Source organism: Corallococcus sp. AS-1-6 (genome assembly GCF_020037015.1).
Taxonomy (GTDB): Bacteria; Myxococcota; Myxococcia; order Myxococcales; family Myxococcaceae; genus Corallococcus.
Map to the genome: position 1 here is coordinate 80,022 of NZ_JAIQDE010000011.1, position 12,113 is coordinate 92,134.

The 12,113-nt window shown below is 72.4% G+C and carries 10 protein-coding genes; 5 read left to right on the plus strand and 5 right to left on the minus strand.

Features of this window, described 5'->3' with window-relative positions; all coding sequences use genetic code 11:
- Positions 1–8: 8 nt before the first annotated feature.
- Positions 9–1,334, plus strand: a complete 1,326-nt coding sequence (locus tag K8612_RS17235) for a tetratricopeptide repeat protein (protein WP_223763066.1) — start codon at positions 9–11, stop codon at positions 1,332–1,334.
- Here the strand turns inward: K8612_RS17235 and K8612_RS17240 are convergent.
- The gene (locus tag K8612_RS17240) at positions 1,315–2,637 is read right to left on the minus strand and encodes a pitrilysin family protein (RefSeq protein ID WP_223763067.1); all 1,323 of its coding nucleotides are present in this window, start codon (positions 2,635–2,637) and stop codon (positions 1,315–1,317) included. The two genes, K8612_RS17235 and K8612_RS17240, sit on opposite strands and share 20 nt — an antisense overlap.
- Entirely contained in the window at positions 2,634–4,175 is a 1,542-nt protein-coding gene (locus K8612_RS17245; RefSeq protein WP_223763068.1) for a HAMP domain-containing sensor histidine kinase, read from the minus strand. The genes K8612_RS17240 and K8612_RS17245 overlap by 4 nt, the downstream gene beginning before the upstream one ends.
- 122 nt (positions 4,176–4,297) lie before the next feature.
- Here K8612_RS17245 and K8612_RS17250 point away from each other — a divergent pair, with 122 nt between their 5' ends.
- The gene (locus tag K8612_RS17250) at positions 4,298–5,815 is read left to right on the plus strand and encodes a kelch repeat-containing protein (RefSeq protein WP_223763069.1); all 1,518 of its coding nucleotides are present in this window, start codon (positions 4,298–4,300) and stop codon (positions 5,813–5,815) included.
- Between the two features lie 85 nt (positions 5,816–5,900).
- On the opposite strand, the gene K8612_RS17255 is transcribed toward K8612_RS17250, so the two are convergent.
- Positions 5,901–6,962 carry a cell envelope biogenesis protein TolA gene (locus tag K8612_RS17255; RefSeq protein WP_223763070.1) on the minus strand — a complete coding sequence of 354 codons (1,062 nt, stop codon included), beginning with the start codon at positions 6,960–6,962 and terminating at the stop codon, positions 5,901–5,903.
- Positions 6,963–7,079: 117 nt separating this feature from the next.
- On the opposite strand from K8612_RS17255, the gene K8612_RS17260 reads away from it, so the two are divergent.
- Positions 7,080–7,988, plus strand: coding sequence for a 2-oxo acid dehydrogenase subunit E2 (locus K8612_RS17260; RefSeq protein WP_373692113.1), 909 nt, complete (start codon positions 7,080–7,082; stop codon positions 7,986–7,988).
- Here K8612_RS17260 and K8612_RS17265 read toward each other — a convergent pair.
- Positions 7,985–8,941: a zinc metalloprotease HtpX gene (locus K8612_RS17265; protein ID WP_223763071.1), complete on the minus strand. Its 957-nt coding sequence runs from the start codon at positions 8,939–8,941 to the stop codon at positions 7,985–7,987. The two genes, K8612_RS17260 and K8612_RS17265, sit on opposite strands and share 4 nt — an antisense overlap.
- Positions 8,942–9,104: 163 nt before the next feature.
- Entirely contained in the window at positions 9,105–9,524 is a 420-nt protein-coding gene (locus tag K8612_RS17270) for a hypothetical protein (protein WP_223741827.1), read from the minus strand.
- 151 nt (positions 9,525–9,675) lie between these two features.
- On the opposite strand from K8612_RS17270, the gene fni reads away from it, so the two are divergent.
- Together fni and K8612_RS17280 are read left to right on the plus strand one after the other, a co-directional pair.
- Entirely contained in the window at positions 9,676–10,734 is a 1,059-nt protein-coding gene (fni, locus tag K8612_RS17275; RefSeq protein ID WP_223741826.1) for a type 2 isopentenyl-diphosphate Delta-isomerase, read from the plus strand.
- Between the two features lie 33 nt (positions 10,735–10,767).
- Entirely contained in the window at positions 10,768–12,096 is a 1,329-nt protein-coding gene (locus K8612_RS17280) for a hydroxymethylglutaryl-CoA reductase, degradative (protein ID WP_223741825.1), read from the plus strand.
- Positions 12,097–12,113 lie beyond the last annotated feature (17 nt).

Genomic DNA, 12,113 nt, shown 5'->3' on the forward strand with positions numbered 1-12,113 from the left:
CCTCAGCGATGCCCCCTCGATTTTTCCCCCGTCCCTGGACGCTCGTCCTGCTCCTGCCGCTTGCCTGCAAGGACCCGGAGACGGCGGCCGCGCAGAAACAGGCCGTCCAGGTCCAGAACTCCCTGTCCCAGGGCCGCGAGGCGCTCTCGCAGGGCCAGTACGCCCGCGCCATCTCCGAGCTGCGCAAGGCCGCCAACGCCGCGCCAGAGAGCGTGGAGCCGCTCCTCCTGTTGGCCAGGGCCCACCAGGGCGCCGGCAACCCGGGCGCGGCCATCCTCACGCTGAAGCAGGCGGAGGGCCTCATTCCGGGCACGGATCCCGTCATCCAGAAGCAGCTCTCCGACCTGTACATGGGGGAGGGGCAGATCCCCCAGGCCATCTCCACGCTCGTCTCGCTGCGGGACGAGGGCAAGCTGTCCAACGAGGACATCCTGTCGCTGGCCCGCCTCCAGGCGCGGCAGGGCCACCCGGACGAGGCCTTCACCACGCTGGAGCGCATCCTCCGGGAGAACCCGGACGACGCCCCGACGAAGACGGTGGAGGCTGAAATCCTGCTCATGAAGGGCGAGGAGCTGCTCGCGGCCAACCTGATGGACCGCGTGCTCCAGGGCACCCCCAGCTTCACGCCCGCGCGGCTGCTCCGCGCGCGCTACTTCCTGATGAGCGGCGTCTACGACATGGCGGAGGCGGACCTCCAGTCCGTGCCGCCCGAGGACGCGGACACCACGGACGTGGTGGCGATGAAGGCCCGCGTGCTCATGGCGCTCGGGCGCCCGGCCGAAGCCGAAGGCGCGCTCCGCAAGCTGCTGGAGGACGACGCGGAGAACGCGGAGGCCACCGCGTGGCTGGCGGAGATCGTCTGCGCCCAGGGCCGCGCGTCGGAGGCCCAGCAACTGGTGGACCGCGCGCTGCACCTGCGCCCGCGCTTCGCCCGCGCCCTGTACGTGCGCGGCCGCGTGCTGGAGGAGCAGAGCGACGCGCGCGGGGCGGAGGACAGCTACCGCTTCGCCCTCAAGGCGGAGCCCGCGTTCCCGCCCGCGCTGTCACGCATGTGGCGGCTGCACCTGAAGGCCGGCCGCAAGCCGGAGGCGCAGGAGGTGCTGGAGCGGCTGGCGGGCCTGAACGAGGCGTCCGTGGAGGAGAAGGCCGCGCTCGCGAACCTCTACGCCCAGTTCGAGACCCAACTGCCGCGCGGCAGGAAGCTCATCGACGAGGCCCTGAAGCGCGAGCCGCAGAACCCCGAGTACCTGCGCATCCAGAAGGCCATCGACAAGGCGACGCCCAAGAAGAAGAAGGCCCCCTCGGGGCCCATCATCATCCGCGGGCGGCGCTGACGGCGGGCGCGGCGGAGGAGGGCAGCCCCTCCGCGTCCAGGACGACCTTCTCCAGCGCCTTGTGCCCCTTGCGCTGGCCCACCGCCACCACGAGCAGGTTCTCGCGGGTGAAGTAGCGCCGGGCCACCTCGCGCACCCGCGCGGCCGTCTGGCGGTCCACCTGATCCGCGCGGTGGCCGAACGTCTCCGGCCGGCGGAACAGCTCCACGCCGCCGAACCACCCGGCCAGCTCCCCCGGCGAGTCCTGGGAGAACTCCAGCAGCATCCGGTGGCGGCGCTTGGCGCGGTTCAGCTCCTCCTCGCTCGCGTCCTTGTCACAGAGCTCCGCGAGGCAGCGCAGCGCCTCCGCCACCACGAGCGACGCCTTCTCCGGCGCGCTGGCCGCCTCAATCTCGAAGAGGCTGAGGTCGTGGTACGTGTCCAGCCCCGCCTGCACCGAGTACGCGAGGCCGCGCTTCTCCACGATCTCGAACGGCAGCCGCGACGACAGGCCGTCGTCCAGCAGGCGCCGGAGGATCTGCAGCGCGGGGAAGTCCTCGTGCTGCTCCGGCACGGCGCGGAAGGTGAGCTTGAACTCCGTCTGCGACTCGTCGTGGGAGACGAAGTGGAAGTGCGGCCCGGGGCCCAGGGGCGGCGGCGCGCTCTCCGTGGTGGCGCTGCCCTTGGGCAGGTGCGCGAAGGCGCGCTCGGCCAGGGCCAGCACCTCCGAGTGCTTCACGCTGCCCGCGGCGGACACCACCAGGTTGCCGGCCACGTAGTGCCGGGCGAAGTGCTCCAGCACCTGGGCGTGGGTGAGCGCCTTCACGGACTCGCGGGTGCCGGCGATTTTGAGGGACAGCGGGTGGCCGGGGAACAGCAGGCGCTTGGACAGGTTGTCCAGGTCGATGTCGCGCCCCTTGTCGTCCACCTCGTCGAGCATCTCCTCCAGGATGATCTGCCGCTCCACCTCCATGTCGGTGAGGCGGGGGCGGGTGAGCATGTCGCCGATGACGTCCAGGCCCACGCGCAGGTGCGACGGGTGCAGCGGGGTGTAGTAGTAGCCGTGGTCGCGGGTGGTGGCGCCGTTGAGGTTGCCGCCCACCTCCTCCACGGCCGCGTTCATCTTCACCGTGTCCGGCCAGGCCTCGCTTCCCCGGAAGAAGAGGTGCTCCAGGAAGTGGCTGACGCCGTTGTTCTCCGCCGTTTCGTGGCGGCTGCCGGTCCTCACGTACACGGCCAGGAGGGCGGTGTGCAGGTGGGGCGTTTCGACGGTGACGACGCGCAGCCCCGAGGGCAGCACGTCCCGGTACGGTGTAAAGCTCATGCGCGAGGAAGCCTTAACACGAAGGTCGTCCCCTGGCCGGGAATACTCTGGCAGGAGAGCGAGCCCCCGTGGGCCTGGAGGATCTGTTGGCTCACCGCGAGCCCCAGGCCCGTGCCGCCCTCCTTGGTGGTGAAGAAGGGCTCGAAGAGGTGGCGGCGGACCTCCTCGGTCATGCCGTTGCCGGTGTCTCGCACGGTGACCTCCACGTCGCCCTCGTGCGGGGCGGTGGCCACGGTGAGCTGGCCCCCCGTGGGCATGGCCTCGCGGCTGTTGCGAAGCAGGTTGAGGAACACCTGCCGCAACTGGCCCTGGTCCGCGAGCACGCGGGGCGTGTCGGGCGCGAAGTCGCGCACCACCTCCACGCCCGCGCGCACCAGCTCCTCGCGGGTGAAGTCGAGCACGCCGTCCAGCACCGCGGTGATGTCCTCCGGCTCCAGGTCCGGCCGGGCGGGGCGGGCCATGCGCAGGTACTGCTCGGTGACGTCGGTGAGGCGGTCCACCTCATGGGTGACGGCGGAGAGCAGCTCGCGCGCCTCCGTGGCGGTGTCCTGGGAGTCGAACCTGGCGCTGTCCACCGCGTCCTGGAGCAGCTCCACGTTGAGGCCGATGGAGGACAGGGGGTTGCGCACCTCGTGCACGATTTGGGCGGAGATGCGGCCGACCGCGGCCAACTGCTCCGCGCGCATCAGCGCCTCCGCCTGCGACTTGAGCTGCGCCTCGCGCGCCTGGAGCGAGCGGGCCATCTGGTCGAACTCGCGCGCGAGCAGCGCGACCTCGTCCTCGCCGCGCACGCCCAGTTGGGCGGAGTAGTCGCCCCGGCCGATGCGGGACACGCCTTCAATCAGCGTGCGCACCGGGCGCAGCGTGCGGGCGGACCAGGCGGTGACGCCCACGCCCACGCCAATGGCCATGATGGACAGCGCGATGATGGTGAGGCCCGTCCTGCGCTCGCGCTCCTCCGCGCCGTCCACGCGCTCGCGGATGCGGTTGGTCAGCGTCGCGCGCAGCACGCGCAGCTCACGGCCGATGGCGCTCTCCAACTGGCGCAGCTCGGCGGTGGCGCGCGCCACCTCCTGGCTCTCGGGGGACTCGGACGCGAGCGCGGCGAACACGGCCTCCACCGCGTGGCCGTAGGCCTGGGAGTTGCGCGCCAGCTCCGCGAAGCGCGAGTCCAGCTCCATCACGAAGCGGACCTCTCCCTCCGGGGCGAAGGTGAGCACCTCGCGGGCCTTGGCGCGGGCGGCCTCCAGGCGCTGGGCCATCTGGGGCGCGTAGTACAGGCTCGCCAGCCGGATGAGCGCGCGGCGCGTCTCCACGCTGTTCTGCTCCAGCACCCGCTCGGTGTCCTTCTCCTGGCTCGTCTGGAACGTCTCCAGCGCGGCGGCGTCCTGGGACAACTGGAGGTAGCCCTGGCTGACGAGCCGGATCTCCAGCCGGTTGCGGTGCAGCTCCGCCACGCTGAAGAGCGACACCGCCCCGAACGTCAGCAGCACCAGCGCGTAGCCCAGGAAGATGCGGGTGGCGAGCGAGAGCTTCATGGAGGAGGGCACAGGACATACGTCCTGGAGCGGGCGCATTACAGCGCAATCCCCACCGCGCCGCCTGCTTCCGGCCGTCTGGACTCCACCCCTCCGGGGAGGGGGCTGGTAGCGTCCACCGCATGGCACCGCGCTTCGTCCGCTCCACGCTCCTCGCCGCCGCCCTGGTGTCCCTCACCCCCGCGTGCGGGGTGAAGGAGGTCCGCCCCTCCCTGGACCTGCTCACCGCCTCCTGCGCGGGCACCCAGCCCCTGGCCGGGGTGACGCACCTGCGCTTCCGCGTGACGGGCCCGGGACTCGACGGGCCCCGCGAGCGCGTGTCGACGGTGCAGTGGGCCCCCGAGGACGTGCCGGCCCTGCCGCCAGGGAGCGCGCGGGTGCTGGAGGTGCGGGCCTACGCGGGGGCGCCGGACCAGGGAGGACGGTTGGTGTCGCTGGGGCGCACCGCGCCGTTCGACGTGGCGGAGGGGCAGGCGCCCAGGGTGCGCGTCTTCCTGCGGAGGCTGGGGGAGTTCGTGCCGGTGAACCTGGCGGCGGACCCGAGGACCTGCGCGTTGCCGGCCGAAGCGCGCGCGGCGCACACGGCCACGACGCTGCCGGATGGGCGGGTGTGGCTCGCCGGTGGCTACCGGCCCCAGCCGGATGGCACGCGGCCCGTGTCCCGGACCTCGGAGGTGTTCAACCCGGCGGACGGCACGTTCAGCGCCGGGCCGGAGGTGGGCGCGAGGGCCTTCCACACGGCGTCGCTGCTGCCGGATGGCCGCGTGTTCGTGGCGGGCGGCGCGGAGTCCTTCGCCCCCGTGTCATTGCAGCCCACGGCGCGCCTCGTGGACGTGGCGACAGGCGGGGTGAGTGAACTCACGCCCAAGGTGGCGCGCTACCAGCATGCGGCGGCGGTGGACGCGGAAGGTCACGTGGCGCTGGTGAGCGGACGCGCGGCGGACGGCGGCACGGTGAGCGAGCTGGAAGGCTTCGACGCGGTCACGGGGCTGTTCGTGTCCTCCGGCACGCCGCTCCACCGCACGGACGTCGCGCTGGCGGTGAGGCCGGACGGGATGGACATCCAGGTCGTGGGGGGCGTGGATCCCCTGAAGAAGGCCGAGACCGACGTGCCGGCCTTCAGGTTCCAGAACGGCTCCCTCGGGGCTCTCCCGGCAGGGACGGCGCTGCGCATCGGCAGGCAGGGGGCCGCCGTGGCGATGCTGGGCCGCGCCGACGAGTCTCCAGCGCTCCTGGTCATGGGCGGCTTCGACGGCGCGGAGCCGGAGCAGGGCGCGCGGCCTGTCGGCGCCTCCGAGTTCCTGGACGGTGTGAACTCCGTGCGTGACGGCCCCGCGCTGATGCCCCGGGGCAACCTGTGCGCGGTGACGCTGACGGACGGCCGCGTCGTGGCGCTGGGCGGGCGGGGCACCGGTTTCGGCACGACGTACGCGGTGCCGTGGGCGGAGCTGATCACCCCGCACGCGGGCGCGCAGCCCACCGTGCTGGGCCTGCCGCTGATGCCGCAGCCGCGCGTGTGGCACACGTGCTCCGCGCTGCCGGACGGCTCCGTGCTGGTGGTGGGCGGCGTGGACGACAGCACCGGGGAGATCCGCGCCAACACCGAAGCCCTGGTGGTGATGCCGCCGCCGCGCGACTGACGACGGCAGGCCCTCCGGAAACACGAAGGCCCCGCGTCCCGGTGAGGGGACCGCGGGGCCTGCTTGCTTCACGCCGGGGTGCGGCTCAGGCGTTGGACGGCGGGGCCTCGGAAGGCTTCGTCTCGCCCTCGGTGGACGCCGGCTCGGGGGCGGCCGGGGCCTCCGTGGGCGTGGCCGCGGCGGCGGCGCGGGCCTCCGCCTCGGCGCGGGCGCGGGCCTGCTCGTCGCTGCGCTGGTCGCTGGCGGCGACCTCGTCCGGCGTCAGCTCCGTGCGGTCCGCGAGCATGCCCGTCTTCTTCTCCAGGTCCTTGATGGCCCGGCGAAGCAGGTCGCGCTCCAGGAGCGTGCGGTTGAGGCGCTTCTCCAGCGCCTTGTACTTGTCCTTGCCCAGGTCGGCCTCGGACTTCGTCACGGACAGGATGCGCGCCTGCGTGTCGGCGCGGCCCTTGAGCCGGCGCACTTCCTTCTCCAGCTCCGCGGCGCGCGCGCGGTCCTTGTTCGCCGCCTGCTCCAGGCGGTTCATCTTCTCGCGGTCCGCGTCGTTCAGCTCGCGGTAGCGGCGCACGGGCTCCGCCGGGGCCGCGGGCGTCACGGCCACCGCCGCGCTCACCACGGGCTCGCTCGCGGGCGCGGCGATCTGCTCCGCGGGGGCCGCGGCGGCCACGGGCGTCTGCGTGGGGACGGCGGCGGCCGGGACCTCACGGCGGCGGGGGCCATTGCGCGACTCGGTCTCCGCGCGCAGCCGGGCGTTCTCCGTCAGGGCCTGCGCCAGCTCCGCGCGGGTCTGCTCCAGTTGGATGCTCGCGTTGCGCTCCACCTCGGCGCGGGCCTTGGCCAGGTCGTTCGACCCCTTCTCGCCTTCCTTCTGCTCGAAGAGCTTGCGCTTGGTCTGCTTGAGCTGCTCCTTGACCTCCTGGAGCTGCGCGCGCTGCTCGTCCAGCTCCTTCTGCTTGCGCTGGACCTCCGATTCCGCCTTCGCGCGCGCCTTGCTCTCGGACTCCAGCTCGCCCCGGAACGACGGCGCGGAGGAGGAAGAGGAGAGCGAGGGGCGGCCCGCGTTGGCTCCAGCGCCGCTCTTGTCTCCGAAGAGCAGCAGGCCGAGCGTCACGGCGAACCCGACCGATACGAGGATGAGTGCAACCAGCAAGGGAACGACCTCCACAGAAAGATGCAAAAAGCGGGGCAGCCTACCGCCCGGACATGGCGCGTCAAGGCTTCACTGGCAGGCAACCCGGCGGGCCCCACCCACGGTGCTGGCCGGGCCGTGGCGTCCCCCCGCATTCCGGCTCCCCTCCCGGCGCCGTCCTGGGGCACGCTCACGCCCATGGCGCACCTGGAGCTGAAGCCGAAGCGGGACGTGTCGAGCTTCCGCAAGCTCGCCATCGGGAGTTGGGCGACCGCGTATGATCCGACGGTCTACGGCACGCTGACGGTGCGCATGGACGCGGCGCTCGCCTGGCTGGACGCCTTCCATCAGCGCACCGGCGTGCGGCTCACCGCGACCCATCTGGTCATCAAGGCCGTGGGCGAAGCGCTGCGCCGCTGCCCGGACGCCAACGCGCTGCTGCGCTACCAGCGCATCTACCTGCGCCAGCGGATCACCGTGTGCGCGGTGCTCCCCGGCGCGGATCAACGCGGCCTCACGCCCGTGCGCATCGAGGACGTGGACGCGAAGTCCGTGCACGCGCTGGCGCTGGAGGTGGAGTCCACCGCGGCGCGCGTGCGCGAAGGCAGGGACGCGCAGGTGGAGCAGGGCCGCCGCCTCCTCGAGCGCGTGCCGCACCTGTTCCTGAACCGCTTCACCGGGCTCGTGTCGTTCCTCACGTACACGCTGAACGTGGACCCGTCCTGGCTGGGCCTGCCCCGGGATCCGTTCGGGTCCGCGGTGGTGGTGGACGTGGGCGCGCTGGGGCTGGAGACGGCGTACCTGCCGCTGGCGCCCTTCACCCGCGTGCCTGTCTTCCTCGCGCCCGGCGCGGTGCGCGAGGTGGCGGTGGTGGAGGAGGGCAGGGTGGTGCCCGGCCACGTGATGAACATCAACGCGTCCTTCGACCACCGCTTCCTCGACGGCTACCACGCGGGCGTCATCGCCAGCACGCTGCGCGAGATGCTGGAGCACCCGGAGGAGGCCTTCGGGCCCCCGCCGGATGCTCCGCCGGCCGCGTCCCGCTAGTACGCGTACTCCCAGCCGCCACGGCCGCGAGCGCCCTGGCCCATCCGCGCGCTCATCTCGCGCAGCCGGCGCACGCGCTCCGGGATGGGCGGGTGCGTGGAGAACAGCGACATCACCCCGCCGTGGTGCAGCGGGTTGACGATGAACAGGTGCGACGTCGCGGGGGCCCGGTCATACGGCATGAGCTCCGCGCCGCGCTCCATCTTCAACAGCGCGCTCGCCAGCGCATCCGGGTCGCCGCACAGCTCCGCGCCCGTGGCGTCCGCGCCGTACTCGCGCGAGCGGCTCACCGCCAGTTGCAGCAGCGTGGCCGCGATGGGCGCCACCAGCAGCAGGCCCAGGTTGGACAGCGCCCCGGCCAGGCCGCCGCCCTCGTCGTCGTCGCTGCGGCTGAGCATGCTGCCGCCGAACCAGAAGAGCATCTGCGCCGCGTAGCTGATGATGCCCGCGAGCGTCGCCGCCACCGTGCCGATGAGCGTGTCCCGGTTGCGCACGTGGCCAATCTCGTGCGCCAGCACGCCCTCCAGCTCGCGCCGGTCCAGGATGTCCATGATGCCCGCCGTCACCGCGACGGCCGCGTGGCTCGGGTTGCGGCCCGTGGCGAACGCGTTCGGCTGCGCGGTGGGCAGCAGGTAGACCTTCGGCTTCGGCATGCCCGCGCGCGCGGCCAGCCGCTCCACCATCTCATGCAGCCACGGGGCCTGCTCGTAGGACAGCGGCTGCGCGCCGTGGATGGCCAGCGCGATGCGGTCGCTGAACCAGTACGAGCCGAAGTTCATCACCACCGCGAAGAGGCCCGCCATCATCAGCCCCTGCGCGCCGCCCAGCCGCTGGCCGATGACGAGCACCAGGGCCGTCAAGCCCGCCAGCAGTACGGTCGTCTTCAATGCATTGCCCAGCCGGTGCCACCCGCCGCCCTTGAGCGCCGGTGCGGCCGGTCCTCGGGTTGTCATGTGGGGGTCACGCTGCGCCATGGTCCTCGTTCCGTGCCTTTCGCCCCGTCAAGGGGGCCACACGAAACGTAAGCAGGAGCAGGGGGGCGTCAACGTAACGGGGCCAGGCTACCCCGGAGGCCCATGGCCCCGGCCGGCGCCCGTCCCAAAGGTAGTGCCGGCCTTAAAGATAGAAACGATCCGCCACGCCCGCCGTACGCTGGAGGATGGCGCTCCAACCGAGCCAGACGTCAATGCCACTGCCGCCCGCCTTCGACTCGCTCCCCAGGGCACCGAGCGAGCCCGTGCAGCCCGCCACCAGGCCCAGCCCGGACTCGCGCACGTGCTCGAGGAGCGCACGCACGGTGGGCATGCCGCGCGCCTCGAAGCGGTCCGCCACGTCCTCGCGTCCGGCGAAGTCCGGTTCGTCCAGCCTGTCCAACAGGAAGCGTTCCAGGGCCCACCAGAACAGGTACACCTCCGCCCGCCGTCCGGCCGCGGTCGCCGCCGCCGCGATGGACAGGCCCTGGTGCACCCGGTCGTATTCACCACTGTGCAGGAAGACGACGACCCTGTTGTCCGGCGCGCTCACGCGGTCGCTCATACCGTCCAGAAGCCACTGCGTCCATTCACGCCCGGAGGGGGACCGCTGGGGCCCTTTGGCTTGCACCCCGGCCCTGGCGCTTGCTAGGAACCCAATGACCTTCCAGGCTTACAGGTTTTTTGCAGCGACAGCACGGGTGGCTTTCAGCGACATGGGCGACGAGACGACAGCCAGGCGGAAGGATGCCCACCTCGATTTGTGCGCGACCGGAGACGTGGAGCCCGCGCGCAACTCCACGCTGTTGGAGGACGTGCACCTCATCCACTGCGCCATGCCGGAGATGGCGGTGGAGGACGTGGACCTGTCCACGCCGTTCCTGGGCAAGCGCCTGAAGGCGCCGCTGCTCGTCACCGGGATGACGGGCGGCACGGACCGGGCGGGCGTGGTGAACCGGGACCTGGCGCTGCTCGCGGAGCGGCACGGCCTGGCCTTCGGCGTGGGCAGCCAGCGCGCCATGGCGGAGGACGGCGCGCGCGCGGCGTCCTACGCGGTGCGCGACGTGGCGCCCACGGTGGCGCTCCTGGGCAACATCGGGCTGTACCAGGCCATTGGCCTGGGCGTGGACGGCGTGCGGCGGTTGATGGACGCCATCGGCGCGGACGGCATGGCGCTGCACCTCAACGCGGGCCAGGAGCTGACGCAGCCGGAAGGCGACCGCGACTTCCGCGGCGGCTACCGCGTGGTGGAGGAGCTGGCGCGCGCGATGGGCGACCGGCTGCTGGTGAAGGAGACCGGGTGCGGCATCGGTCCGGACGTGGCGCGGCGCCTGGTGGAGCTGGGCGTGCGCAACCTGGACGTCTCCGGCCTGGGCGGCACGTCCTGGGTGCGCGTGGAGCAGCTTCGCGCGGTGGGCTCGCAGGTCCAGGTGGGCGAGGAGTTCAGCGGCTGGGGCATCCCCACCGCGGCGGCCATCGCCAGCGTGCGCAAGGCGGTGGGGCCGGAGGTGCGGCTGGTCGCCAGCGGCGGCGTGCGCGGCGGGCTGGAGTCCGCGAAGGTGCTCGCGCTGGGCGCGGACCTGGCGGGCATGGCGCTGCCGCTGTTCCGGGCCCAGCAGCAGGGCGGGCTGCCGGCCGCGGAGGAGGCGCTGAAGATCATCCTCACGGGCCTGCGTCAGGCGCTGGTGCTGACGGGCAGCCGCACCGTCGCGCAGTTGCGGCAGCGGCCGCGCGTGGTGACCGGCGCGTTGAAGGATTGGCTGGCGGCGTTGTGATGCAGGGTGGATCCCAGGTTGGGAAGGAAGAACATGTCTGACACCGTGACGTCCCGGCTCGCCGGATTCCACAAGCTGCCCCTGGAAGAGCGCCTGGCGCGCATCGGCCAGATGTTCCGCCTGACCGAGGCGGAGCTGGAGCAACTGCGCGGCGAGAACGGCCTGGACCTGTCCATCGCCAACCAGATGATCGAAAACGCGGTGGGCACCTTCTCCCTGCCGCTGGGCCTGGGCCTCAACCTCACCGTCAACGGGCGCGACTACCTGGTGCCCATGGCCGTGGAGGAGCCCTCCGTCGTGGCGGCGGTGTCCTTCGCGTCGAAGATCGTCCGCGAGGCGGGCGGCTTCACCGCGGAGGCCGACGAGTCGATGATGATCGGCCAGGTGCAGGTCTCCAACTACGGCGACCCCGGCCGCGCGTCCGACAGGATCCTCGACGCGAAGGAGCAGATCCTCGCCCTGGCCAACAGCTTCCACCCGGCCATGGTGGCCCGCGGCGGCGGCGCCCGGGACGTGGAGGTGCGCCTGCTGCCCGCGCCGGAGGGGCCGCGCGGCGAGCCGCTGCTCATCGTCCACCTGCTCATCGACGCGCAGGAGGCCATGGGGGCGAACCTCATCAACACCATGGCGGAGGGCGTGGCGCCGCTGATCGAGCAGTTGACGGGCGGCCGGGTGTACCTGCGCATCCTGTCGAACCTGGCGGACAAGCGGCTCGCGCGCTCCACGTGCCGCATCCCGCTGCCGCTGCTGGCGGACTTCGGCCTGCCGGGCGAGGTCATCGCCGAGGGCATCGCGCAGGCGAGCCGCTTCGCGGAGGCGGACCCGTACCGCGCCGCCACGCACAACAAGGGCGTGATGAACGGCATCGACGCGGTGGCCATCGCCACGGGGCAGGACTGGCGCTCCATCGAGGCGGGGGCGCACGCGTTCGCGTGCCGCAAGGGGCAGTACCGCCCGCTGTCCACCTGGTACCTGGAGGAGGGCCACCTGGTGGGCCGCATCGAGCTGCCGCTGGCGCTGGGCATGGTGGGCGGCCCCATCAAGATCCACCCGGGCGCGCAGGTGGCGCTCAAGCTGATGCGCGCCACCAGTGTGCGCGAGCTGTCCATGGTGTTCGCGTCGGTGGGCCTGGCGCAGAACTTCGCGGCGCTCCGCGCCCTGGGCTCCGTGGGCATCCAGAAGGGCCACATGGCCATGCACGCGCGCAGCGTCGCCGTCACGGCGGGCGCGCGCGGCGGGGACGTGGAGAAGGTGGCCAACCTGCTGGTGAAGGCCGGGCACGTGAAGGTGGAGAAGGCGCGGGAGATCCTCGCGAACCTGCCCCCGGAGACGCCCGCGGTCGCCACCCTCACCAACGGCTGACGTCCGCCCCCGGCGCT

Bases quoted from the DNA above. Each gene is read 5' to 3' on its own strand.
- K8612_RS17235 (WP_223763066.1), top strand. From the start codon at position 9: ATGCCCCCTCGATTTTTCCCCCGTCCCTGGACGCTCGTCCTGCTCCTG.
- K8612_RS17240 (WP_223763067.1), bottom strand. From the start codon at position 2,637: ATGAGCTTTACACCGTACCGGGACGTGCTGCCCTCGGGGCTGCGCGTC.
- K8612_RS17245 (WP_223763068.1), bottom strand. From the start codon at position 4,175: ATGAAGCTCTCGCTCGCCACCCGCATCTTCCTGGGCTACGCGCTGGTG.
- K8612_RS17250 (WP_223763069.1), top strand. From the start codon at position 4,298: ATGGCACCGCGCTTCGTCCGCTCCACGCTCCTCGCCGCCGCCCTGGTG.
- K8612_RS17265 (WP_223763071.1), bottom strand. From the start codon at position 8,941: ATGACAACCCGAGGACCGGCCGCACCGGCGCTCAAGGGCGGCGGGTGG.
- K8612_RS17270 (WP_223741827.1), bottom strand. From the start codon at position 9,524: ATGAGCGACCGCGTGAGCGCGCCGGACAACAGGGTCGTCGTCTTCCTG.
- fni (WP_223741826.1), top strand. From the start codon at position 9,676: ATGGGCGACGAGACGACAGCCAGGCGGAAGGATGCCCACCTCGATTTG.
- K8612_RS17280 (WP_223741825.1), top strand. From the start codon at position 10,768: ATGTCTGACACCGTGACGTCCCGGCTCGCCGGATTCCACAAGCTGCCC.